23 protein-coding genes are annotated in these 25,081 nt (G+C 48.0%); 11 read left to right on the top strand and 12 right to left on the bottom strand.

The window, feature by feature from the left end; all coding sequences use genetic code 11:
- Positions 1–28: 28 nt before the first annotated feature.
- Both pdaA and HAP68_RS03710 read right to left on the bottom strand, forming a co-directional pair.
- Positions 29–820: a delta-lactam-biosynthetic de-N-acetylase gene (gene pdaA / locus HAP68_RS03715; protein ID WP_003155556.1), complete on the bottom strand. Its 792-nt coding sequence runs from the start codon at positions 818–820 to the stop codon at positions 29–31.
- Positions 821–920: 100 nt separating this feature from the next.
- Complete coding sequence (locus HAP68_RS03710; protein ID WP_003155558.1) at positions 921–1,106, bottom strand: SE1561 family protein; 186 nt, start codon at positions 1,104–1,106, stop codon at positions 921–923.
- Between the two features lie 145 nt (positions 1,107–1,251).
- Here HAP68_RS03710 and yfkAB point away from each other — a divergent pair, with 145 nt between their 5' ends.
- Both yfkAB and HAP68_RS03700 read left to right on the top strand, forming a co-directional pair.
- Entirely contained in the window at positions 1,252–2,373 is a 1,122-nt protein-coding gene (gene yfkAB, locus HAP68_RS03705; protein WP_003155560.1) for a radical SAM/CxCxxxxC motif protein YfkAB, read from the top strand.
- Between the two features lie 6 nt (positions 2,374–2,379).
- Positions 2,380–3,213, top strand: a complete 834-nt coding sequence (locus HAP68_RS03700) for a mechanosensitive ion channel family protein (RefSeq protein WP_015388541.1) — start codon at positions 2,380–2,382, stop codon at positions 3,211–3,213.
- A 28-nt stretch (positions 3,214–3,241) separates the two neighbouring features.
- Here HAP68_RS03700 and HAP68_RS03695 read toward each other — a convergent pair whose 3' ends face one another.
- The gene (locus HAP68_RS03695) at positions 3,242–4,036 is read right to left on the bottom strand and encodes a YfkD famly protein (RefSeq protein WP_088005349.1); all 795 of its coding nucleotides are present in this window, start codon (positions 4,034–4,036) and stop codon (positions 3,242–3,244) included.
- 70 nt (positions 4,037–4,106) lie between these two features.
- Positions 4,107–5,162, bottom strand: coding sequence for a calcium/proton exchanger (gene cax / locus HAP68_RS03690; protein ID WP_003155564.1), 1,056 nt, complete (start codon positions 5,160–5,162; stop codon positions 4,107–4,109).
- Between the two features lie 158 nt (positions 5,163–5,320).
- On the opposite strand from cax, the gene HAP68_RS03685 reads away from it, so the two are divergent.
- A complete protein-coding gene (locus HAP68_RS03685; protein ID WP_014304624.1) occupies positions 5,321–6,499 on the top strand; it encodes an MFS transporter in 1,179 nt (392 codons plus the stop codon).
- Between the two features lie 185 nt (positions 6,500–6,684).
- On the opposite strand, the gene HAP68_RS03680 is transcribed toward HAP68_RS03685, so the two are convergent.
- Genes HAP68_RS03680 through HAP68_RS03670 form a run of 3 tightly spaced genes read right to left on the bottom strand, consistent with a single transcriptional unit; the run spans position 6,685 to position 8,349 of the window.
- The gene (locus tag HAP68_RS03680) at positions 6,685–7,524 is read right to left on the bottom strand and encodes a YihY family inner membrane protein (RefSeq protein WP_003155567.1); all 840 of its coding nucleotides are present in this window, start codon (positions 7,522–7,524) and stop codon (positions 6,685–6,687) included.
- Positions 7,525–7,535: 11 nt separating this feature from the next.
- Positions 7,536–7,862, bottom strand: a complete 327-nt coding sequence (locus HAP68_RS03675) for a hypothetical protein (protein WP_021493870.1) — start codon at positions 7,860–7,862, stop codon at positions 7,536–7,538.
- Between the two features lie 13 nt (positions 7,863–7,875).
- On the bottom strand, positions 7,876–8,349 hold the full coding sequence (locus HAP68_RS03670; RefSeq protein ID WP_014304622.1) for a low molecular weight protein-tyrosine-phosphatase: 474 nt from the start codon (positions 8,347–8,349) through the stop codon (positions 7,876–7,878).
- 155 nt (positions 8,350–8,504) lie between these two features.
- Between HAP68_RS03670 and HAP68_RS03665 the strand changes: the two genes are divergently transcribed.
- From HAP68_RS03665 to HAP68_RS03645, 5 genes are all read left to right on the top strand, one after another.
- The gene (locus HAP68_RS03665; RefSeq protein WP_003155571.1) at positions 8,505–8,720 is read left to right on the top strand and encodes a DUF1128 domain-containing protein; all 216 of its coding nucleotides are present in this window, start codon (positions 8,505–8,507) and stop codon (positions 8,718–8,720) included.
- A gap of 334 nt (positions 8,721–9,054) precedes the next feature.
- Positions 9,055–10,248, top strand: coding sequence for an MFS transporter (locus tag HAP68_RS03660; protein WP_024085014.1), 1,194 nt, complete (start codon positions 9,055–9,057; stop codon positions 10,246–10,248).
- A gap of 26 nt (positions 10,249–10,274) precedes the next feature.
- Complete coding sequence (aroD, locus tag HAP68_RS03655) at positions 10,275–11,036, top strand: type I 3-dehydroquinate dehydratase (protein WP_024085013.1); 762 nt, start codon at positions 10,275–10,277, stop codon at positions 11,034–11,036.
- A 64-nt stretch (positions 11,037–11,100) separates the two neighbouring features.
- The gene (locus HAP68_RS03650; protein WP_024085012.1) at positions 11,101–11,985 is read left to right on the top strand and encodes a shikimate dehydrogenase; all 885 of its coding nucleotides are present in this window, start codon (positions 11,101–11,103) and stop codon (positions 11,983–11,985) included.
- 137 nt (positions 11,986–12,122) lie between these two features.
- Entirely contained in the window at positions 12,123–13,154 is a 1,032-nt protein-coding gene (locus HAP68_RS03645; protein WP_024085011.1) for a LacI family DNA-binding transcriptional regulator, read from the top strand.
- Positions 13,155–13,174: 20 nt separating this feature from the next.
- On the opposite strand, the gene HAP68_RS03640 is transcribed toward HAP68_RS03645, so the two are convergent.
- Entirely contained in the window at positions 13,175–13,690 is a 516-nt protein-coding gene (locus tag HAP68_RS03640) for a type 1 glutamine amidotransferase domain-containing protein (RefSeq protein WP_003155578.1), read from the bottom strand.
- Between the two features lie 220 nt (positions 13,691–13,910).
- Here HAP68_RS03640 and HAP68_RS03635 point away from each other — a divergent pair, with 220 nt between their 5' ends.
- From HAP68_RS03635 to HAP68_RS03625, 3 genes are all read left to right on the top strand, one after another.
- Positions 13,911–18,203 (top strand): multifunctional 2',3'-cyclic-nucleotide 2'-phosphodiesterase/3'-nucleotidase/5'-nucleotidase, encoded by a 4,293-nt coding sequence (locus HAP68_RS03635; RefSeq protein WP_024085010.1) that lies wholly within the window; start codon positions 13,911–13,913, stop codon positions 18,201–18,203.
- Positions 18,204–18,412: 209 nt separating this feature from the next.
- The gene (locus HAP68_RS03630) at positions 18,413–19,552 is read left to right on the top strand and encodes a YibE/F family protein (RefSeq protein ID WP_024085009.1); all 1,140 of its coding nucleotides are present in this window, start codon (positions 18,413–18,415) and stop codon (positions 19,550–19,552) included.
- Positions 19,549–20,310 (top strand): YibE/F family protein, encoded by a 762-nt coding sequence (locus HAP68_RS03625; RefSeq protein ID WP_024085008.1) that lies wholly within the window; start codon positions 19,549–19,551, stop codon positions 20,308–20,310. Before HAP68_RS03630 ends, HAP68_RS03625 begins: the two co-directional genes overlap by 4 nt.
- Positions 20,311–20,345: 35 nt before the next feature.
- Here the strand turns inward: HAP68_RS03625 and HAP68_RS03620 are convergent, their stop codons facing one another.
- The 4 genes from HAP68_RS03620 to treP all read right to left on the bottom strand — a co-directional run bounded on the left by HAP68_RS03620 (position 20,346) and on the right by treP (position 25,061).
- On the bottom strand, positions 20,346–21,011 hold the full coding sequence (locus tag HAP68_RS03620; protein WP_003155588.1) for an NAD(P)H-dependent oxidoreductase: 666 nt from the start codon (positions 21,009–21,011) through the stop codon (positions 20,346–20,348).
- A 133-nt stretch (positions 21,012–21,144) separates the two neighbouring features.
- Positions 21,145–21,861, bottom strand: a complete 717-nt coding sequence (treR, locus tag HAP68_RS03615; RefSeq protein ID WP_014304613.1) for a trehalose operon repressor — start codon at positions 21,859–21,861, stop codon at positions 21,145–21,147.
- Positions 21,862–21,884: 23 nt separating this feature from the next.
- The gene (gene treC, locus HAP68_RS03610) at positions 21,885–23,570 is read right to left on the bottom strand and encodes an alpha,alpha-phosphotrehalase (RefSeq protein WP_014304612.1); all 1,686 of its coding nucleotides are present in this window, start codon (positions 23,568–23,570) and stop codon (positions 21,885–21,887) included.
- 75 nt (positions 23,571–23,645) lie between these two features.
- Positions 23,646–25,061: a PTS system trehalose-specific EIIBC component gene (gene treP, locus HAP68_RS03605; protein WP_003155593.1), complete on the bottom strand. Its 1,416-nt coding sequence runs from the start codon at positions 25,059–25,061 to the stop codon at positions 23,646–23,648.
- Between the last annotated feature and the right edge of the window lie 20 nt (positions 25,062–25,081).

Raw genomic sequence — 25,081 nt, 5'->3', positions numbered from 1 at the left:
ACCTCTCCATTACCAGGAGAGGTGTTTTCTACAGGCGCGGCAGCTTCATTTCTTTCTCAAACATCAGGTCATCAATGCTTTTAAACGTGTAGCCTTCTTTTTTCAAATCGGTAATGGCATCGTCCAGAGCTTCTGAATTGTCCTTTGAAACGGTGTGAAGAAGGTAGATCGCGCCGGGATGCGCCTGCTTTATCATGTGATCATAGGCGTATTGTTTTCCTTTTTGCTCGTTAACCTTCCAGTCGACAAATGCGACGGACCAGAAAACCGTTTGGTAGCCGAGACGCTTCGTTTCTTTGAGGACATATTCGCTGAATACGCCGCGCGGCGGACGGAGATACAGGTTGTCCCGCTTTCCGGTAATGTTGTACACAGCTTCCGTGACGGAATCGAGTTCGTCTTGAATCTGATCGCCCGTTTTTGTCGTCAGATCAGGATGATGAAAAGAATGATTGCCGATGATATGGCCTTCCTTTGACATCCGTTTAATCAAATCAGGCTGCTCTTTCACAAAATGACCCGTGACAAAAAAAGTGCCCGTGACGTGATGTTTTTTTAACACATCAAGCACTTTCGGGGTGTACCCATTTTCATATCCGTTATCAAACGTTAAATAGATGGTCTTTTCTTTCGTATTGCCCAAATAAAAGGCATCATATTTTTTGACCAGATTGTCCAGCTGTCTGCCGGCATCGGGCGGCTGATGATTGACGCTGCGTTTAAATCCCCAGTTTATCCGTTCATTCGGCACGGCTTCTGCGCTGTTGATGCCTCCTGCAAGTAAAACGGCCATGCAGCAAATTGAACAAAACCATTTCATGACCAGCACTCCTTCTGCATTTTTCCTTATTTTGCAGTAGGCCCTGCCCTTTTATACAGCCGCATTATGGAAAAAGAAAAACCCCGGCATCCGCCGGGGGTTATTCCCAATCCTTTTTAAAGCGTTCGTATTTTGCTTCCAGATCATCAAGCATGCCGATGAGCCGGTCTATATCTTCAACGTCCGTTGATTCAGGGTCTAATGAATCAATGACATTCATAAACATATCGAGTCTGTTCTTCAGGTAATCGAGCTGCTGATCTTTGCTGTTTACTGCATTCCCCATACTTCCACTCCATTCATTTTTTATAATGGTAGCGTATTTTTTGACGTTTTTCAATGGTTCCGCTACTTGCGATCTTGGCAGATCAGGTCTAAAATTAACAGTTGGCAGACGTTAGTATGCCCATTTATAAAGGAGTTAGATAGTCATGACACAAAACACAGCACTGCGTCCGATCACACCGGAGTACGATCCTTGGGAAGCGTACATGGATGTCGACCAGTATGGAGATATGAAACTGACGAACGTTGAATTCACAACGACGACTTTGTGCAATATGAGATGCGAGCACTGCGCCGTCGGGTACACGCTCCAGCCGAAAGACCCGGATGCGCTGCCGATCGACCTTTTATTAAAGCGGCTTGATGAAATTCCTCTGTTGCGCTCTATCAGCATTACGGGCGGCGAACCGATGCTTTCGCTGAAATCGGTAAAGGAATACGTCGTCCCGCTTTTGAAATATGCGCATGAACGCGGCGTGCGCACACAGATCAATTCAAACCTGACGCTTGATATCGGGCGCTACGAACGGATTATTCCTTATTTGGACGTTCTTCACATTTCCCACAACTGGGGAACGGTCGAGGACTTTGCCGACATCGGATTTGCGATGATGGAGAAGAAACCGACATTTGAACAGCGGGCGCGCTATTTTGACAAAATGATTGAAAACAGCCGCACGCTGGTCGAAGCAGGCGTAATGGTTTCAGCGGAAACGATGCTGAACAAACGGACGCTGCCGCATATTGAACATATTCACCGGCAGATTACGGAAGAAATGAAATGCCAGCGGCACGAAGTCCATCCGATGTATCCGAGTGATTTCGCCAGCGCGCTTGAATCACTCAGCCTGAAGGACATGAGACAGGCCATTCATCATCTGCTCGACATTCGCGATGAAGAGACATGGATGCTGTTCGGCACGCTCCCGTTTTACGCATGCAGCCCTGATGAAGAAGACCAGAAGCTCCTCCGCCGCCTGCGGGAAGCGAAAAACGTTACGGTGCGAAACGACCCTGACGGCCGCTCCCGCCTGAACGTCAACATTTTTGACGGAAATATCATTGTCACGGATTTCGGCGATACACCGCCGCTCGGCAATATTAAAACAGACAGCCTTCCCGATGCATATGACAAGTGGAGACAGACGAAGCTGAGCAAGGAGCTGAACTGCCGCTGCACAAACGTCCGGTGCCTCGGACCGAACGTCCTTGTCAAAAACAGTTATTATCAGGACACGGATTTTTCATTACGAAAAGCCAGAGGTTAACAGAAGATGGAAACGACAATTACGGATATTTTGAAAAGCAAAGTGGTTGAGATCATCATCGTCGCTCTCGTGCTTTACGCCGGTGTTTTTCTGATCAACCGCTTTGTCCAGGTGTTATTTAAACGCATAGATTTCTTGGAGGAACGGAAAGGGAAAACGATTGAAAGCCTCGTCCGATCCATCACCCAGTATACAGCGACGATCGGTTTTATCTTTTACGTCATTTCGTTATTCGTTCATGATTTCGGCCGAATTTTAGCCGGGGCGGGTGTTGCCGGTATCGTCATCGGTTTCGGCGCCCAGTCGTTAATCAAGGACATATTGGCCGGTGTCTTTTTGATATACGAACGCCAGCTTCATAAAGGCGATTACGTGACAATTAACAATCTGTTCAACGGCACAGTCGAAGAAATCGGGCTCCGTTCCCTCCAGATCCGTGAGTGGACCGGCAAGCTGCTTACCATTTCAAACGGTGAGGTCAGACAGCTTCAAAACTATAACATTGATTTTATGCGGATTACCGAGTCCGTCGTGATCAGTTACAAGGAAGATCCCGAGCGGGTATATGCCGTCTTAGAAAAAGCCTGCGACATGCTCAATGATGAGCTTCGCGATTCACTGAAGCGGGATGAATTTCTCAATGCGACGGAGCCGTTTCAAGTGCATGGAATCATGAGCCTGAACAAATTGACGAGAGGCATAGAATTTACCGTCAAAGGCATGGTTCAAGATAAAGAATACTTCTCGGCAAGCCTTGCGGTGAGACGCGTTCTTGCCCGGGAGCTGTACAACAACAATGTGCAATTGCTTGAGGAAATGTATCACACACAAAAAAGCTGATTCCCGAACCGGAATCAGCTTTTTTTATTTATCTCGGCTGCGCTGTCATTTGAAAACCGAATGTGACGTGATCCTGCACCGGAATCCAAGCCCCGATTCCTTGCGAAGTCACATTTTTGACGACAAGTTTCCGCTTGCTGCCTTTCAGCACCAAATACACTTCACCGTATGTTACTTTTCCTTTTTCATTAACGGCCGGAGCGTAGGCGTGCAGGTAGCCGAGCCGCTGCGGAGAAATTTTGTAGGTTTGATCGCGTTTTGTGCCTGCGCCGATAACCGTTTCAAACGCGAGCGGCAGTTTTGTTTTCTTCATCGCTTTTTGCATCATCATGCTTTTTACGTCTTCTGCGTTCGGCACTTTCGCTGTGAGCCCGCCTTTAATTTTGTACTGCTGTTCCTGGGCGTATGAGATAACCGCGGTTTGCTGTCCGCCCCGGTTATCCGCTCTGTTCGTATTGATTTTTTTATATTCCCAGTTGGCGACCGTTTCGTTCGATTGATAGCCGAGCGCCCATTTCCCGAGAAATATTGTCGCCCGGTAGCCGATGGCAAGCGGTGAACCGGAAACCGAGGATTCATTCAGCATTTTTATCAGATGCGGATTTTCGATGTTGATCTCGGATGTATCTAACAATTCCTTTGCCAGTTTGCTCGGCTGAAGCATCGGCTGGTCCTGTGAAGCATTCGGATACGTATTTTCCTTTGAAATGCTTACGACAGAGTTGGGAACCTTAAACGGTTTCTTTGCACCGGCAGACGGCATTGCGAAAAAACTAAAGGATAACAGCAGAATCAGTGTGGCATGAAACAGCTTTCTCATCATATCACTCTTTCTATAGCATTTTCCTTTAGTCTTTTCCTCCGCAATCGTTGTTATCCGCATTTTTTACAGGTTAAAGCAGGAAAAAACCGATCGCCATGATGACATAAGCGGCAAGGAGCGTAGCCCCCTCAAACCAGTTCGAATCGCCGTCATTTGAAATCATCGTCATCAAAAGGACGGATGATATCATCGCCACAAGCTCGGGCAATGTGAATACAAGCGGCATATTGACCGGAAAAAAGATAGAACAGATCACAAGAACCGGGGCTACAAACATGGCGATCTGCAAAGTCGAACCTACCGCGATTTCAACGGCGACATCCATCTTGTCTTTGTACGCCATAATAATCGCCGACGCATGCTCTGCGGCATTTCCGACAATTGCGACGATAATCACCCCGATAAACAGCTCGCTCCAGCCGAACTGTTCAGCCACCGCATGAAACGTATGGACAAGGTTTTCAGATATGTAGGCGACAATAATAGTTGAAATAAATAAGACGGCTGTCGCTCTTTTCCCCGACCACTCAGGCTGCTCCTCTTCTTCCTTTGCCTCCGGCTGATTCGGCTGATAAACACCGCGGTGGGTGACGAGCTTGAAATAAAGAGCTGCCACGTACAAAAGGATCATGATGATGCTGATGCCAACACTCAAATCAAGCTTGTTTTTTTCCCCCATATCCATGGAAAACACTTCGGGAATGACAAAAGCTACGATAATGGCAAAAATCAGCAGGCCTGAATTATGCCGGGCATCATGAATATTGAATTCCTGCCGCTTGTATTTCAAACCGCCGATAAAAAATGACAATCCCGCGACGAGCAAAAGATTGCCGAGCACCGAACCGGTCAGTGAAGCAAGCACGATGCCCGTCAGCCCTTCTTTTAAGGCGAAAATCGATATAATCAGCTCTACCGCATTGCCGAACGTGGCATTCAGCAGACCGCCGATCCGCGGTCCCGCGATAATGGCAAGAGATTCAGTCGCTCTCCCCATATAACTTGCAAGCGCAATAATCGTCAAGCAATAAATAATAAACAAAACCGCTGACGGCCAGTGCATCAGGCCGCCGATGACTGAAAGCGGCACTCCCGCCGCAGCCGTAAAGAAAAAAATCCGATTCATATCTGCCTGGCTCCTTTTTTCGAATAAGTCTTTTTATATCCTTCTCAAAAACTCCCTCAATTACACTTCCTCGGCAGCCCGAATTGGCATTTTCAGGTTGCCGGACGCGGCAAATCCGTGTACGATCAAGAAAGATACTGAAGAAGGAGAAATACGCGATGTCACGACTGTACTTCTTTATTTTGGTTCTGCTTGTTTCCATCTCCGGATTTTCCCAAGGCATGCTTCTGCCGGTGATCTCCGTCATTTTTGAAACGAACGGAGAATCCGCAGCCATAAACGGACTTCACGCAACCGGCCTTTATATCGGCGTGCTTCTGGCGTCGCCGTTTATGGAGGCCCCGCTGCGCAAGCTCGGATTCAAACCTCTGATGGTCATGGGCGGATTTCTTGTTATCATCAGCTTATTCAGTTTTATTTGGCTTCAATCCATATGGTTATGGTTTTTTCTTCGGCTGCTTATCGGAATCGGGGATCATATGCTGCATTTTTCAACCCAAACGTGGGTGACTTCCAAGTCAACGCCCCGAAACAGAGGAAGAAACATTTCGCTGTACGGACTGTCCTTCGGGCTTGGATTCGCTGTCGGTCCGTTCATGGTCCCTCTTGTGAAAACAAGTCCGTCCCTTCCGTTTATCGTATCCGGCTGTATCAGTCTTTGTGCCTGGCTGTTTGTGTTTGCCTTACGTAACGAGTACCCGGCGCAAGGTCCGGATGAAACATCCGGGGACAACAGCGCAAAACGGTTTTACCGCGCCCTTCTTTTCGGCTGGGTCGCTTTTCTCCCGGCTTTCGGGTACGGTTTTTTAGAAACGGCGCTGAACGGAAGCTTTCCCGTGTACGCCCTTCGTTTAGGCATATCCGTGGATGCCGTCGCGCTGATATTGCCCGCTTTTGCCATCGGAAGTATTGTATTCCAGTTCCCTCTCGGTTTATTAAGCGATCGATTCGGGAGAAAACGTGTCCTGCTCGTCATCTTATTAACGGGTGCCCTTTGCTTTTTGACGGCCGGACTGTTTCCGTCGCCTTCTGTCATCGGCTGCTGCTTTTTCACGGCGGGGATGGCGGTCGGCAGTATGTTTTCCCTCGGCATCAGCTATATGAGCGACCTGCTGCCGTCCCATCTGCTGCCGGCGGGCAACCTGCTCTGCGGCATTTCCTTCAGTCTCGGAAGCATGATCGGCCCGGTGGCGGGCGGCTGGTATATGCAGCGGTTTGAAAGCGCCAACTTGTTTTACTTTATTACGGTGATTCTGGTCTGTATTTGGCTTGCGCTCGTCTTCGGGAAAACAAAGCACAGCCCCGCTTCCGAATCCCATTCTTTTCCAGCCACATAAAAAAGCCGCCTGATCTGAGCCAGGCGGCTTCTTTCTAGTGGTATCCGTTCTGCCCGTTGGCGCTTCCGCTTGTTTTATTCTTCGGGCCGTTTTTTGAGTTTTGTTTATTATGGCTTCCGCCTTTTTTCGTATGCTTGGTCATAGCCGATTCCCTCCGTTTTTCAGCTTGAACGTCATCCGTTCCTCTATAGCTTGCTCCCGCGGTACGGATTTTCATCAGGAAGCTTTTTACGTTTATGTAAAAGCGCGTTGATTTCTCCTCCTAAAATCAGAAGGGTTCCCGTAAGGTAAAACCAGATCATCAGGACGATAATTCCCCCGATGCTCCCGTATGTGGCGCTGTAGTTGGCAAAGGTGCCGACGTAAAATGAGAACAGCATACTGACGATAATCCAGCCGGCTGCCGCGAATACAGCTCCCGGCAGGACAAAACGGAGGGAAAGCTTTTTATTCGGCGCGAATATGTAAAGCGCGGTAAACACGATTAAAAGGATAAGCGGACTGATACCCCAGCGGACAACCGACCACACCTGCAAAAACAGGTCCGAGGCGCCGATGAAATCCGCGGCCAGCATTCCGATTTCTCTGCCGAACACCGGCAGAAGCAGTGCGATTAAAATCGTAACCACCATCGCAATGGTTAAAAAAATTGAGGTCAGGCGAATGATGATAAATGAGCGGTTTTCCTCGACTTCGTAGGCATGGTTAAATGCTCTGACAATCGCGTTCATACCATTCGAAGCCGACCAGATGACGGCGATAATCCCGAATGACAAAAGCCCGCCGCTGCGCTTGTTCAGCGTTTGCTCCGTTATGGATTTCACCATGGACATGGCGCTGTCGGGCGCGTATTGATCGACCGCCCCGAGCACGTCTTCTGCCGATATGGGAAGATAGGCGGTGAGCGTCAGCATGAAAATCATTAACGGAAACAATGACAGCAGGAAAAAATACGCCAGCTCCGCCGATTTACTTTGTCCTTCATGCAGAGAAAACCTTGCAAACAGCTCCTTTATAAAACTCATGACATCCCACCTCAATGATCGTTTTTCGAAAAATGCTCCTTCGTTTCTTTTAACAGGTCAATGACCTGCGGTGTCGTCTGCTTCAGCTTGGTGATCTGCCCGTTTAAAAAACTCAGATCTTCCGATACGGTATTGGCGAAGATTTTCACTTGATCCATTTTTGCGGAAGCCTGCTGCTTCAGGGCTTCAGGATGTTTTCGGTAAAATGCCGCACGCCGCCTGCACGCGTCCATGTTCCGGAAACATGCCTCTCTCGTCGGCTTATGTAATAAGGACAGTGCTCCGCCGGCGGCAGCGCCGATCAGAATGGCTTTTGCCATGATGCGTGTCTGCTTCATCGGTCAATCCCCCTTATAAATGATGGTCTTTCTTTATTGTCTCCAGCAAATGACGGCACCCGGACTCGACCAAAGCGTACACCTCGCTGAAATTTCCGGTATAATACGGATCGGGCACGTCGGCAAGGTCTGACTCCGGTACATAATCAAGCAGCCTTGCAATACGCGGCGCCGCTTTTTTATAACCGGCCATGCTGCGCAGATGTCCGATATTTTCTGCATCCATCGCAATGACGTAATCAAAATCGGTCAGATCAGACTCACGGACCTGCCTCGCCGTGATGCCGCTTGCGCTGATCCCTTTCTCCTTCAGGATCTCCTTTGTCCCTTCATGCGGCGGATTTCCCGCATGCCAGGCGCCGATTCCCGCTGAATCAATGTTAATCTGCCCGTTCAGCCCGTTTTTCTTCACCATATCAGAAAATACCGCCTCTGCCATAGGCGACCGGCAAATATTTCCCAGACAGACAAACAGCACATGTATCATATCGATAACCTCCCTATTCTTTCCCCGCATTTTGAGGATCAAAAACCTTATCAACATCTTAGCAATTTTTCTGCGGCTGTGGAAATAAGCTTTTATTCTAAATGAATTCTGTTAGAATAAAGGGTACGAAAACGGTCATGAAAGGATGCATGAATTTGCCGAGCCAACAAACAGAAACGTTAAATAAAATGATTGAAGATATTTCGCAAAAGCTCAACATGCTCAATGTCGGCGTCATCAGAGCGGAAGATTTCAGTGATGAAAAAATAGAAGATCTTACATACCTTCATCAAATGGTCATGAAAAAAGCATCATTCAGTCCGAGTGAAATGCAGGCCATTGCCGAGGAGCTCGCCTCTCTCAGGAAATAAACCCATGTCAGACCTGCCGAAAAACGGCGGGTCTTTTTTGATTTAAAAAAGTAAAAAATAAAAGTTCATCGGTTTGACACATATAAAAAGAAGGAGTATAGTAACTGTGAACTTGGTAGAACGATATACTAAATGAGCGGGCCGCTTATCTTTTTTTGTTTAGTAGAACGATATACTCATTGTGATATCAGCGTTATTCAAGTTTGTCTATGCAACCGTTGTATCAAACAGTTTTCAAAGAAAGGCAGTGGTTCAATAAAGGGGAATGGTGCTGTGCTTTTATCAATTAAAAAAATAATTTAATTCTTTATTAACCGCATTAGGGGATGTCATCATGAAAAACATATACACCAAAATGGCAGCGGGTCTTTATATTAACTATTTCCTGCTGGGCATGATCAATATTATTATCGCATCCAATATGGAGGCATTATCAAAACAGCTTCATACTTCCGCAGCCGGTGTCAGCTATTTGGTCTCCGCCATCGGGATCGGGAAGCTGATTTCGCTTCTGTTTGCCGGGAAGCTTTCGGATACATTCGGGAGACGGCCGTTTATCGTGTCGGGCGCCTTTCTGTATCTGATTTTCCTAATCGGGATTCCGCTTTCGACAAACTATACGGCCGCGTTTATCTTCGCCATTTTCGCCGGGATCGCCAATTCCTTTTTGGATTCCGGGACATATCCGGCGCTTATTGAAGGATTTCCGAAAAACGCAAGCTCTGCAACCGTGTTAATCAAAGCATTTGTATCAATCGGCGCGACGGTGCTTCCGTTTTTTATCGCGTTTATTGCGGACAGGCATTTGTTTTACGGCTGGACGTTTTTCGTACCGGGCATTATTTTCTTCCTGAACGGCTTTTTCCTGTTGAAAGTTCCGTTTCCGAATCATAAGCAAAAAGAAGACGGCGGCCGGACGGAAGCCTCTCCGTCTGATGACGCGTTCACATCACAGCCGTCGATATGGCGCGAAGGCGTTGCGATCATTCTGTTAGGCTTTTCATCAACGGCGCTGTTTATGCTCGTTCAAGTATGGCTTCCTAAGTTCGGGCAATCCGTTTTGGGCATGCCTGAGGTGCAGGCCGTCAAATTGTTGAGCTATTACAGCATCGGGGCGCTTGTGTCCGTGTTATTGCTGGCTGTGCTGTTAAACAGAGTGATTCAGCCGATTACGGTAATGGTGCTGTACCCTGTGATCGCGGCAATCGCGCTGCTTGCTCTGATTTTCATTCAGCAGCCGGCCGTATCGGTCATCAGCTCCTTTGTCATCGGACTTTCAACTGCGGGCATTCTGCAATTGGCGATGACGGTTATGGCTGTTTTATTCCCTAAAAATAAAGGTACAATCACATCTTTTGTTAATATAGCATCAAGCTTATCTTTTATTGTCATTCCGCTTGTAACGGGAGCGATATCCAAAGCCGCCGGCCTGACGCCTGTTTTTCTGCTTGATATCGGAATTGCGGCCGTCAGCGCCCTCCTCGCATTGTTTATCGGAATCCGCTTTAAGCAAGTGATGAAAGCCTGACTATTTTTTAAGGGAGAGGATTTATCATGCAATCTATCACAATCAGAAACACGGTCATCGGTGAAGGGCTTCCGAAGATCATTGTGCCGCTGATGGCGGCCGGAGAGAAAGAACTGCTCGAAGAAATTGAAGCCGTCAACAGGCTTCGCCCGGATATCATTGAGTGGCGGGCGGATGTATACGAGCATGTTGACAGCCTGGACGCCGTAAAAGGCATGCTTGAAAAGCTGCGGAAAGCCGCAGGCGCAACACCGCTGCTTTTCACATTCAGAACCCATAAAGAAGGCGGAAATAAAGTTATTGATGACCGCTTTTACATTGAATTGCTTAAAACCGCCATCGAAACAAAACACATTGACCTTGCAGACGTTGAGCTGTTTACGGGAGAAGCGGAAGTCAAATCAATTGTGAAAACCGCTGAAGACAACGGCGTATATGTCGTCATGTCCAATCATGATTTTCATCAGACACCGAAAAAAGAAGAAATCATTTCCCGGCTCCGGAACATGCAGGCGTACGGCGCGCACATTCCGAAAATCGCGGTGATGCCGCAAAGCACTGAAGATGTTTTCGTCTTATTGGATGCCACTCACACGATGAAAACACAATACGCAGACCGGCCGATCATCACGATGTCAATGGCGGGAACAGGCCTGATCAGCCGGCTGGCCGGCGAAGTCTTCGGCTCAGCGTGCACGTTCGGAGCGGGCAAAGAAGCATCAGCGCCCGGGCAGATTCCCGTTGAGGAATTGCGCAGCGTACTCAGCATTTTAAATAAACATATGTAATCAGCGTTTTTTGCCCTCAAAGCGGGAGGAAAAACAAATGAATGGACTAACGGAGGAATACATCATGAAGAAAGAATTAGGACGGATTAACGGAAAAACTCAGCTTATCGGATTATTCGCGACACCGATCGGACACTCTTTATCTCCGGCGATGCACAACCTGGCGTTTAAAAAATTAGGATTGAACTACGCTTACCTCGCGTTTGAAGTCGGCAATGAACAGCTGGAAGATGTGGTAACGGGAATGCGCGCCTTAAACGTCAGAGGCTTCAATGTCTCGATGCCGAACAAGATGAACATTCTCCCTTATCTCGATGAACTCGCGGATTCAGCGAAATTTACCGGCGCGGTAAATACAGTCGTTAATGAAAACGGCAGACTGATCGGACACTCCACTGACGGTATGGGATACGTCCGCAACTTAAAAGAACACGGCATCGATATCACAGGGAAAAAAATGACGCTGGTCGGTTCCGGCGGGGCCGCCACTCCGATAGCGATTCAATCCGCATTGGAAGGCCTCGGAGAAATCTCTATTTTCGCCCGCAATGACGCGTTTTTCGAAAAAGCGGAAGAAAATGTCCGCATCATCAATGAAGAAATGAAGGGATCTTCTTGTAAAGCGAAAGTCTTCCCGCTCGAAGATCAAGATGCGCTGCGTGCTGAAATCGCTTCAAGCGATATTTTCACAAACGGAACAGGTGTCGGCATGAAACCGCTTGAAGGCTTGAGTGTTATTGAAGATACATCCATGCTCCGTCCGGATTTGATTGTGACAGACGTCGTTTACAACCCCGTTACGTCGAAATTGCTTGAACAAGCTCAAGCAGCCGGCTGCAAGACCATTAACGGTCTCGGCATGATGCTTTGGCAGGGCGCCATGGCGTTTGAATATTGGACAGGCCGTGAAATGCCGGTTCAGTATATTAAAGAGCAAATGTTTGAATAACCTATTGTGACAGAAGCGCCGAAGGACAATCCGTCTTCCGGCGCTTTATCTTTTTCCCCCTCCTCTCTCTTTCTTCTCATGCGCCAAAACGCTTATAATGGATGTAACGAATAAAAACCAAGTGAGGAATGCGACGTATGAAACAGCAAAAAAAACGCCGGGTGACATTGCAGCAGGTCGCCGAACATGCCGGCGTCTCAACATCCACCGCTTCATTAATTGTCCGCAATAATCCCCGAATTTCCGAAGCGACCCGTGAGAAAGTGCTGCAATCCATGCGGGAGCTGGGGTACGTATATGATCGGATCGCCGCGAATTTACGATCACAGACGTCCACAACGGTAGGATTGATTATCACTGACATTTCCAATACGTTTTTCTCAGAGTTTCTGATCGGCGTTCAGAATACGCTTGAGGAAGTCGGATTAACGGTGCTGTTAGGCACGACATTTGATTCCGTCGCCAAGCAGGAGCAGCTGATCTCGACCATGCTGGAGCACAGGGTCGGCGGATTGATTTTGTGTCCGGTTTCAGGGACGGCTGAGGAAACCCTTTCCCGCCTTGAGCAGCTTGACATTCCGGTCGTGCTCGCCGTCAGGGAGATTGCCGATGCCAACTGTGATTTTGTCGGAGCCGATTATGAGGAAGGCACCTATAAGGCAGTGCGTCATTTCATTGAGAAAGGCCATCAGGAGATTGCGTTTCTGGGCGGCGTGAAGCACTCATCAACATGGACGAAGCGTATGAAAGGGTTTAAAAAAGCGCTCCGTGAAGCGGATCTGGAAGTGAAAAATGAATATGTCATTGACAGCGCGCCGACCCGCGAAGCAGGCTGTGACGCCGTGACGGAGCTCCTCCGCCGGTCTGAGCGCCCGACCGCGATTTTCTGCTTCAGTGATTTGGTCGCGTTCGGCGTCATGCAAGGGATCAGAAAAGCCGGGCTCGTTCCGGGCGAAGATATTGACATTGTCGGCTTTGATAACGTGCCGGAAGCTGAAATTTCTTATCCTCCGCTTACAACCGTTTCTTCCTTTCCGCGGCAGTCGGGAAAAGAAGCGGCTCAATTGCTGCATCATAAAATCACCAATTCCCAGCACAAAAAACAACGCATTATTCTGGCGCCTGAGCTGGTCATCCGGGAATCTTCACAAAAAAAGCGGAACGCCTGATACGGCGTTCCGCTTTTATATTACGCAAGCAGTTTTAATGATTCGCGGTTGAATGCCGGAATGTCATCCGGTGTGCGGCTTGTGACCAGCTGGTTCTGGCAGACGACGACTTCTTCATCCACCACATTCGCGCCCGCGTTTTCCATATCGATTCGGATTGAAGTAAATCCTGTCGCTTTGCGCCCGTCCAATGCTTTCGCGTTGATGAGAAGCTGAGGGCCGTGGCAGATGGCGAACACCGGTTTTTTATCATCCATAAACGCTTTGGCAAATTGGACGAAACGGTCATCCGCACGCAGCATGTCAGGTGAGAATCCGCCCGGGATCAGCAATGCGTCAAAGTCTTTCGGATTCACATCATCGATGGACGCGTCCACTTTCACTTCCGCTTCCCCTTGTTTTCCTTTGACTGTTTTTCCTTTTTCCTGTTCAATTACGGTTAATTCATGACCCGCATCTTTAAAAGCTTTCGCAGGTTCAGTATACTCGACATCCTCAAAGTAATCCGTTAATACAACTGCAATTTTTTTACCCATAGTTACTACCTCCTGCTTGATGAAGTCTACATAAATCCATGTACCCCAGCCACACTAACATCAAACATAGGTAACGCGTTTACCGCCCGCCTGTTTTACATAGGTCATTATCCTCATTTTTTATCTTTTCACAAGAATCATCATGAAATCTATATAAACTTTCACAAAATATTCTTACAATGGTACTGCATGACAAAATTTGTTGAAAGGTGGAGAACAGGTGAGAATACAGAAAAGACGATGCAGCGTCAATATGACACTCCGTATTCTGCTGCCCCTAGTTATGATACTTAGTCTGATCCTCCCAACATCACCCATTAAAGCAGAAGAAAACAAATCCTCCAGTGTGAATCTCAGCATTTTAGCCACAACTGACGTTCACGCTAACATGATGGACTACGATTACTACAGCGACAAACCGACAACGGAATTCGGGCTGGCCCGAACGGCTCAGCTTATTGAGAAGCACAGGCGCGAAAACCCGAATACGCTGCTTGTCGATAACGGAGACCTGATTCAGGGGAATCCCCTCGGAGAATACGCCGTAAAATATGAGAAAAATGATATCATTTCAGGCGCAAAGACCCATCCGATCATTGAAGTGATGAACAGTCTGCATTATGACGCAGGAACACTCGGCAATCATGAATTTAATTACGGGCTTGAATTCCTGGACGGGACAATCAAAGGCGCTGATTATCCGATCGTTAACGCCAATGTGAAAACAGTAAGCGGCGAAAACCGTTATACGCCTTATGTCATAAAAGACAAAACCGTCACGGATGAAAACGGCGGCAAGCATCAGCTAAAAGTCGGCTATATCGGCTTTGTTCCTCCCCAGATCATGACGTGGGATAAGAAAAATCTCGAAGGCCGCGTTCAGGTCGAGGACATTGTGGAATCCGCAAAGAAAACCGTTCCGAAAATGAAAGCTGAAGGAGCCGATATCGTCATCGCCCTCGCCCACAGCGGCATCGAAAAAAAAGCGCAGTCTTCCGGAGCGGAAAACGCCGTTTTTGACCTGGCAACGAAAGTCGGCGGAATTGACGCGATCGTATCCGGCCATCAGCACGGGCTTTTCCCTGATGCCGAATACAAAGGCGCTGCTCAATTCGACGTCGATAAAGGCACGATTAACGGCATCCCCGTTGTTATGTCAAGCAGCTGGGGCAAATATGCGGGCGTCATCGACCTCCGGCTTGAAAAAACAGACAGCGCGTGGCATGTGGAAGATGCAAAAGGCAGCATCGAGCCGATTGCCGGCAATGTGAATTCGGAAAACGAAACCGTCGTCAATACCGTCAAAAAAGCGCACGAAGGCACTTTGAAATACATCAGAGAACCCGTCGGCCAGACAAAAGCCGATATCAACAGTTTCTTCGCCCAAGTCAAAGATGATCCGTCCATTCAAATCGTAACGGATGCGCAAAAATGGTACGCCGAAAATAAGATGAAGGATACGGAGTACAAAGATCTGCCTATCCTCTCGGCGGGCGCCCCGTTTAAAGCCGGCGGGCGGAACGGCTCAAACTACTATACAAACATTTCCGCTGGCGACCTCGCCATCAAAAACATCGGCGATTTGTACCTGTATGACAACACGGTTCAGATCGTCAAGCTGAACGGAAGCGAAGTGAAAGACTGGCTCGAAATGTCCGCGGGGCAATTTAATCAGATCGATCAGGCAAAAGGCGGCAGCCAAGCGCTTTTAAATGACGCCTACCGCTCATACAATTTTGATGTCATTGACGGTGTCACCTATCAGGTCGATGTCACAAAACCGGCGAAATACAACGAAAACGGAACAGTCATTCATCCCGATGCAAGCCGGATCGTCAACCTTTCTTATCAAGGAAAGCCCGTCAGCGCCAAGCAGGAATTTCTGATCGTCACAAATAATTACCGCGCTTCAGGCGGCGGAGGATTCCCTCACTTAAGCAATGACAAAATCGTATACTCTTCTGCCGATGAGAACAGGCAGGTCTTAATGGATTACATCATCCAGCAGAAAACGATTAATCCGCAGGCTGATCATAACTGGTCCATCCTTCCGGTCAAAGGGACAAATCTGACATTTGAATCTTCCTTGGCCGCAAAGCCGTTTGCCGACCGCGCAGATGACGTCGCCTATATCGGTGAATCACAAAACGCGGGCTACGGACAGTACAAGCTCCAATTCAAAGATGATGAACCGGGCACAGATCCGCCGAAAGATGACGCATGGAAACTCACCGTTATGCATACTAATGACACGCACGCCCACCTTGATAACGCGGCGAGGCGGATGACGAAAATCAAAGAAATCAGAAGCGAAACCGACCGCAGCATTTTGCTGGATGCGGGAGACGTTTTCTCAGGCGATCTCTATTTCACAAAGTGGCAGGGGCTGGCTGATTTAAAATTGATGAACAGCATGGGCTACGACGCAATGACCTTCGGAAATCATGAGTTTGATAAAGGTCCGGGGGCTCTCGCCAGCTTCCTGAGCGGTAACGGGAGCGCGTCTGACCCGTCCGGGAAATACAATTTTCAAGCACCTGACTTTCCGCTCGTCAGCTCAAATGTCGATGTGTCCAAAGAGTCAAAACTCAGACCATTCATGAAAAAAGCAGACACATTTACGGCAGGGAAAAAGAAAAAAGCAGGCATCTATCCATATATTCTGCTTGATGTAAACGGAGAAAAAGTCGCCGTATTCGGCTTGACGACAGAAGATACGTCCGTCACATCAAGCCCGGGAAAAAGCATTGTCTTTCATGATGCCTTCCAATCCGCACAAGATACGGTAAAAGAAATACAGAACAAGGAACATGTCAATAAAATTATCGCCCTGACCCATATCGGACATCAGCGTGATCTCGATCTCGCCAAAAAAGTAAAAGGCATCGACTTAATCGTCGGCGGACATACGCATACGCTTGTAGATAAAATGGAAATTGTCAAAAACGAAGAGCCGACCATCGTCGCCCAGGCAAAAGAATACGGCGAATATTTAGGCCGTGTCGATGTCGCATTTGACAAAAACGGCGTCGTCCTGCCGGAACAATCCTCTCTTCAAGCGCTGCCGGTGAATGAGCAGACGAAAGAAGACCCGGATCTGAAAAAAGAGCTTGATCCGTTTAAAAAAGAGCTCGTCTCAGTTAAAAATGAAAAAGTCGGTTCAACGAAGGTCGCACTTGACGGCCGGCGCGAGCATGTCCGCTCCAAAGAAACCAATCTCGGAAACTTCATCGCGGACGGCATGCTGCAAAAAGCGAAGGAAGCGGCCGGCGCCCAAATCGCGATCACAAACGGGGGCGGCATCCGCGCGGGCATTGATAAAGGAGACATCACACTCGGCGACGTGCTGAATGTAATGCCGTTCGGCAACACGCTTTACGTCGCGGATTTAACCGGAAAACAGATCAAACAAGCCCTGGAACAAGGATTAAGCGGAATTGAGGCTCAAGGCGGCGCCTTCCCTCAAGTTGCCGGTTTAACATACACGTTTACACTGAATAAAAAGCCGGGACACCGTGTTCTTCAAGCTTCGGCCGTACAGGATGACGGCAGTGTAAAGCCGATTTCTGATAAGAAGACATACAGAGTCGCCACCAGTAACTTTGTCGGTGAAGGCGGAGACGGATATTCCGTCTTTAACGAAGCATCCCATAAAGAAGACCTTGGCTTTGCCGACTATGAGGTCTTCGTTGAGCAGCTTGAAAAAGCGGGAAAAGCGGTGGAACCGAAAGTTGACGGCCGCGCGCAGGAAGTGTACCTGCCGACAAAACAAAAAAACGGTTCGTGGACGCTTGAAGATGACAGCGCATTTGCCGTCTATGCCAAAAACGCCAACACGCCGATCGTGTATTACGATAAGAATGACGGCGCCAAAAAGCCGATTGATCTCAGCGTGACCAAAAAACAAATCGGCCTGTTAAAGGACAGAACATCGGATTCTTCCCTTACGATCCTGCATGACAAGTTCAGCATGAAAATGCCGATGGCAAACGCCGCTTCAGCTGATACACGATTCGGCGTGGCGCCGAAAGGAAAAGTTAGCGGGGCGCTTTCAAATGTATACGACTTTACAATGAAGCAGAAAAACAAAGACATCAAAACATTCAAAGCGCCGGTAAAGCTCACCCTGCGCATTGAGAATATGAAAAAGGCGAAACAGCCCGGCATTTATCATGTAGACCGGAAAAAGAACGTCTATACAAAAACAGACAACGGTTCGGTTTCACACGATCTCGTCACGGGCTATACAAATCATTTCAGTGAATACACCATATTAAACGCAAACACGAAGAGCGCGCCGCCGACAAGCGGAGATCACGGCTCCGGAAAGCAGCCAAGCGGACAAAAACCGTCATCCGGCCCTGCGCAGGACGGAGTATCGCCAGGCGGCCTGCTTCCTGATACAGCCACAACGATGTATTCCATCCTTCTTGCCGGGTTACTCATCAGCGCGCTCGGAACGGCACTGTATCTGTACCAAAGAAGAAAAGCAAAAAAAGTGAACGAAGCATAAAAAGACCGCTTTTATCGGGCGGTTCATCCCAAGAGCTCTCCTGATCTGATATCAGGAGAGCTTTTTCTGCCGGTCCCCCTCTGAGTCGACAGCCGTACGGCCGAGTGATAAAATATGAACGTTATTCGCGAAAGACTGCATCCGCATCGTTTAACACTTCACGGCGGAGCCTCTCTTTTACACGGCGCCGCCTGTTTGGAGGACTTTTTTTGAAGATTACAGGAAACAAACGAAACCGCATGTCTTACAAGAAAAAGCTGTTTTACGTGATAACAGCGCTTTGTTTTATCAGCTCGATCATTTTTGTCACTCACAACGCTTCTTTTTATGAGCGGCCGATTGCCAGAGTGACGAAAACAACTTTGGAACACCAGTCTGACGTACAGGACATGCATAAAAACAAAGATAAGATTTTCAATCAGACGATCACTGCCAGACTTGAAAACGGCAGTCAGAAAGGGCAGCTCATTCATTTGTCCAATCAGTATTCTTTATCCGGAGCGAATGATCAGAAATATTCGATTGGCGATGAAGTATTCGTTTCTATTGATAAAGGGAAACCATCAAACAAAGATATATCGGGAAGCATTATAGATAAAAAACGGGATAAACAGCTTTTGCTGATCGCTTGGGTTTTCATCTTCACCTTGCTTATCGTCGGAAAAAAACAAGGCTTCTTTTCGATCGTCAGCCTGATGTTTAACGCCGTTTTACTGTCGTTTGCATTAGATTTGTACAGGAAGCATCCTAATATAGGGTTAATTTTTATCTGCGGTATCTGTATTCTCATCTTTACGGTCATATCATTGCTGCTTGTCAGCGGTTTTCACGCGAAAACATACGCCGCCATAGCCGCGACGCTCGCAGGCACTTTCGTTTCCCTGCTGATTACGTATCTGGTGATGCTGGCAACCGGAGAGAAAGGTCTCAGATATGAGGAAATGCAGTATTTAACCCGCCCTTATCACACGGTGTTTATGGCCGGGGTATTTATCGGATCACTGGGAGCGGTCATGGATGTAGCCATTACCATGACGTCATCTGTCTTCGGATTATATGAAGAAAACAAGGGTATCTCATTACAAGCTCTCAGACGTTCCGGGATGGAGATCGGAAAAGACATCATGGGAGCGATGACCAATATTCTGTTTTTTGCTTATATAAGCGGCTCTATTCCGATGATGCTTTTGTATTTGAAAAATGATTCCCCGATAGGATTCACTCTTTCTATGAACATTTCCTTGGAAATAGCCAGAGCATTGGCCGGGGGGATCGGAATTGTATTAACCATACCCGCCAGTCTGTATGCTTCTGTCTTTTTTATTAAACGAAAGAAGGCAAGCTCATGAATGTCATCGTAATTCTCGCGGCGATTTTATTTCTATTAATGGTCATTATCGGCGGAAAAAAAGGAGCGAGGTCTTTTATTGCGTTATTCTTAAATTTCGGGGTTCTCTTTCTCACCATTATTTTCATGACAGATCCGCATATCAATCCGATTGTTTTAACATTGCTCTCTTCCGCCGTGATTTGCAGCATTACTCTTTTTTATATTAATGGAGGAAACGTCAAAACCGTAACCGCCTTTATTTCTGCGATGCTGACCATTGCATTGCTGCTGTTTTTTATTATGTCCGTAACAAAACATACTTCGATTCAGGGATTCGGTGGAGAAGAATTGGGGGATATCGGCATATTCACACTGTTTGTCGGGGTGGATTTTGTGAAGGTTACCGCAGCTATGATCATCATGGGCACGATTGGGGCGATTACTGATGTCGCGATTTCCATTACTTCACCCATGCGGGAGATTTACAGTCATAATCCGTCCATGAGCAGAAAAGAACTGTACACATTCGGATTAAGCATCGGGAGAGATATTTTAGGAACGAATACGAATACGTTATTCTTTGCTTTTTTCGGCAGCTATTTGGCTTTAATTATCTGGTTTAAAGACTTATCATACTCAGCTGAAAAAATAGTGAACTCAAAAGTATTCAGTGCGGAAGCCGTCACCATTCTTTGCGCCGGAATCGGGATCGGCATCATCATTCCCGTTACGTCCTGGATCACCGCCTGTTTTTTAGCAAAACCAAATAAACATTAAAAGCTGCCGGGACACGCCCGGCAGCTTTTTTTATCTTATACCCACTTTACAACGTCTTTTGAGGCAGATCTTGTTTTCGGGCGCGGTTCTCTGACACGGTAGCCGAATGCGGCCATGACAGAGATGTCGAAACTTCCGTTTTCCAGAAGCCCTTCTTCTTCAAGAATCCGGTGGATCTCTTTGTAGTTGAAGCCTTCAACAGGGCAGGAATCGATGCCGATCTGCGCAGCGGCTGTCATCATATTGCCGAGGGCGATGTAAGTCTGTTTGGATGCCCAGTCAAACAGCGCGCGATCTGATTCAAGCAGATTGAAATCATTTTTCTGGAAGTCTTCCGTTTTGCTGATATAGCCTTCATACATATCTTCCGGCATTTTTTTGACTTCCCGCAAGTGGTTTTTGACATAGTCGGCGTCAAAACGGATATCCTTTGCCGTCCGGGCAAGCAGAAGTACGAAATGGCTTGCGGTCGGCAGCTGCTTTTGCGCCCCCCATGTGAACTCGCGGAGTTTTTCACGAAGCTCCGGATTTTGAACGACGACAAATTTCCAAGGCTCCAAACCGAGTGAGCTTGGGGATAATCTTCCCGTTTCTAAAATGAATTCAAAATCGCTTTCTGAAATTTTTTTCTCAGGATCAAATTCCTTTGTAGCGTGTCTGAATTGATACGCTTCGATGATCTGCTGTTTTTTATCTGACATTCATGATCTCTCCTTTTTATCTCGTTATGTACTATTGTAGCCATTATTTTTAAAAGTACCAGTACGCACATTTTTGTTGGATAGTATTCATTTTGATACTGACAAAAAAACGGGCTGCCGCGGCAGTCCGTTTTTATTTTTCTCTTCTCGCAAAGTCGACGAAACGGAATTTATCGAGCCTGTGCCGGCTTTCCGTGTACTGAAAGAGGCTGGTATCCTCCAAAAAGACGCGGTTTTTCACGACCGCCATATGGCTGAACCCGCCGAGATCCAAATACTTCCGGTCTTCCTCCCCCGCCGGCTCCACGACAATTTCCTTTTGCGCGTAGCTGATGGACAGGCCGAGCTCTCCTTCGAGATACTCATAGATCGAATCTTCACAAATCGCCTTCGTTAATAGAGGCACATGTTTTTTCACAAAGTAATCCTTGTCCAAAATAATATGTTCTCCGTCAATCCGTCTTGATCTGACGACTTCCCACACCTTTTCATCCGCCACTGTACCAAGCTCTTTTGCGGCTTCTGAGGGAGGCAGGATCAGCCCGAGACGGTGAACCTCCGTTCGCGTCTCTTTTCCGAGCGTTTCCGAAAGCTCTTTGAAGCTGATCAGGCCTGAGACGGGAAAGCGCATTTTTTCTCTGTCTAATATGACGGAGCCTTTGCCTTTGATTTTCTGGATGTAGCCGTTTTGCGCCAGCATATTGAGCGCTTTACGGACGGTTTCTCGTGATGTGCCGTATTGATCGCATAAATCATTTTCAGACGGAAGAACGTCTTCAGCCTTCCGCTGGCCGCTTTCAATCTGCCGCACCATATCTTTATAGATTGTGATATATTTATTCACTTTCATTCATGACCACCCAGATTAGTGTATCACGCTTTTGTCAGATGATAAACGATCGATTCATACGGACGGAGCGTCAATCGTTCCGGCCGCCCTTCCCTCGGTTCATCATTCGTCAGCAGCACCGTAAACCGCCAGCCGTCCGTGTCTTTAAGCGGAACCGTAAAGTCCGCTTCTTTCCCGTAGAAGTTGTTGATGCACAGAAGTTTTTCATCCTTGCCGTGTCTGACGTACGCCAGAACCGCCGGATCATCTTCAGCAAGCAGCTCAAACGTTCCTTCAGTCACGATGTCATATTCCTTTCTGAGCTTGATGAGCTTCTGATAATGGTAGAAAATTGAATCCGGGTCCCGCAAAGCCGCTTCCGCGTTAATGTCCCGATAATCATCCGCCGCCGGAATCCAAGGCGTTCCCGTCGTGAAGCCGCCGTTCGGCCCGCAGTTCCATTGAACGGGGGTTCTTGCATTGTCTCTTGATTTCTCTTTTAAAATGGCGATAATGTCTTTTTCTGACACGCCTTCTTCCTTCATCTTTTTGTAAATGTTCAGTGATTCGACATCGCGGTATGAGCCGATGTCATCGAACTTCGGATTGCCCATGCCGATCTCCTCACCTTGATAAATGTAAGGCGTGCCCTGCATCATATGAATGGCCGCCGCCAGCATTTTGGCTGATTTCGTCCGGTATACGCCGTCGTCTCCGTATCTGGATACGGCCCGCGGCTGGTCATGGTTGCACCAGAATAATGCGTTCCAGCCTCCGCCGTTTTGCATCTCCGTCTGCCAAAACGCTAAAATCCGTTTCAGCTTCAGAAAATCAAACGGAGCGAGCGCCCATTTTTCACCATTCGGATAATCCACTTTTAAATGATGAAAGTTAAAGGTCATATCGAGTTCTTTATTTTCAGGGTTTGTGTACCGGATGCAGTGGTCAGCCGTTGTCGAGGACATTTCACCGACCGTCATGCTGTCATATTTCGAAAAAACTTCCCGGTTCATCTCATGAAGAAATTCGTGCACGCGCGGCCCGTCCGTATAATAAGGGCGCCCGTCACGACCATCCTCGGCATCAGGAAACGATTGGTCTTTAGAAATGAGGTTGATCACATCCAGCCGGAAGCCGTCGATCCCTTTTCGGAACCAAAAATGCATCATGTCGTAAACCTGTTTTCTCATCTCTTCATTTTCCCAGTTCAAATCGGCCTGCGACACATCGAATAAATGCAGATAGTGCTGGCCTGAGGCCGGGTCGAGCTCCCAAGCGGAACCGCCGAATTTTGATTCCCAGTTGTTCGGCGCCCGGCCGTCTTCCTTTCCGTCTTTCCAAATGTAAAAATCCCGATACGGACTGTCGGGTGACGAGACCGCTTCTTTGAACCATTGATGCTCGACTGATGTATGGTTTACGACAAGATCCATGACGACCTTGATTCCTCTTTTGTGCGCTTCATCGAGGAGGCGTTCAAAATCCTCCATCGTTCCGTATTCTTCATAAATGGTGCAGTAATCGCGAATGTCATAACCGTTGTCATTCTGCGGCGAATCGTAAATCGGCGTAAGCCAAATGACATCAATCAAAAGCTTCTGCAAATAATCAAGCTTCTCGATAATACCGTTCAGATCACCGATCCCGTTTCCCGTCGTATCATTAAAGCTCTTCGGATAAATTTGATATACCGCTGCCTTTTTCCACCATGGTGTGCTGTCTGTTTTCATTTTTCTTCACCGCCTGTATTGTTTTGAATGGAAAGGGAAAAGGGACAGCCTGTTAGAAGGCGCCCCGCAGGTTTTCTATTTTTGCCGTTTCAGCCGCGCATACCCGTATGTTCCCGCAAACGGGAGTATCAGCACGATCAGCATTCCGATCGCAAACGGACCCCAGTACCGGCTCATAATGGAGAAGATCCCCGGGACGCCGCCGACTCCGACCGAGCTTGCGAGAACGCCTTTGACGGAGATGAACATCCCCGCAATCCCCGAGCTGATCATGGCGATCACAAACGGAAATTTGTAACGCAGATTCACGCCGAAAATCGCCGGCTCGGTAATGCCCAAATATGCGGAAATGCCGGCCGTCAGTGAAAGCCCCCGCTGTTTTTTATCTTTTGTAATGAGCATCATGGCCAGAGCCGCCGATCCTTGAGCGATATTTGATAATGCGAGCATCGGCCATAAAAATGTGCCGCCGAGCTTTGATCCGATTAATTGAAGATCGACCGCGAGAAACGTATGATGCATCCCCGTGATGACAAGCGCCGAATACAGCCCTCCGTACAGCAGGCCTCCGATGGCGGAGAATTGGCCGAAAACGGCAATCAATCCCGCCGTCAGCGCGTTACCGATCGCAAAGGTGATCGGACCGATGATAACAAAGGATAGAAAACCGATGACCAAAAGCGTCACCGGCGCGACGACTAACAGCTGAATGCCCTCCGGCGTCCGTTTCGTCAAAAAGAGCTCAAGCCTGGCAAGTAAATAAGACGCCAGCAGAATCGGGAGCACCTGACCTTGATACCCGACTTTCTGCACCTCAAGGCCGAACAAGTTCCACACCGGAATATCGCCGCTCTGCTCGGCGGCCCCGTAGCCCCATGCGTTTAACAGATCAGGATGCACCAGCATCAGCCCGAGCACGATGCCCAAAAGCGGGCTTCCTCCGAACCGCTTCACTGCCGACCAGCCGATTAAAGCCGGCAGAAAAGCGAAGGCCGTCCCCGCGATCAGATTAATCATATTGGCAAGATCCGCCCATTGCGGATACACTTGAACAATCGATTTCGTGCTGTAAAAAATGCCTTCCGCCGTTAAGATATTGTTCAGACCCATTAAAAGCCCGGCCGTGACGATCGCCGGCAAGATCGGAATAAAGATGTCCGCAAGCGTTTTCACAGCACGCTGTAAAGGATTCATGTTTTGCGATGCCGCCTTCTTCACGTCATCCTTGGACGCTTCCCCGATCCCCGTTTCCTTCACTAATTCCGCATATACTTTGTTGACCGTCCCCTGCCCGATCACGACTTGAAACTGCCCGTTTACCGCAAAAGATCCTTTGACAATGTCTATTGCATCAAGCATTTTTTGGTTTACCTTGGTTTCATCTATTAATGCAAACCGCAAACGCGTCACACAATGAGTCGCCGCCTCAATATTTTCGATTCCGCCGACAGCTTCAGCGATCTGCCGCGCAGCCCGGTTAAACTCACCCATGCCAACCCCTCCGTAACCGT

Origin of the sequence: Bacillus sp. Bvel1, assembly GCF_014872755.1 — a bacterium.
Taxonomy (GTDB): Bacteria; Bacillota; Bacilli; order Bacillales; family Bacillaceae; genus Bacillus; species Bacillus velezensis.
This window is presented reverse-complemented; position numbering and strand designations above follow the sequence as displayed.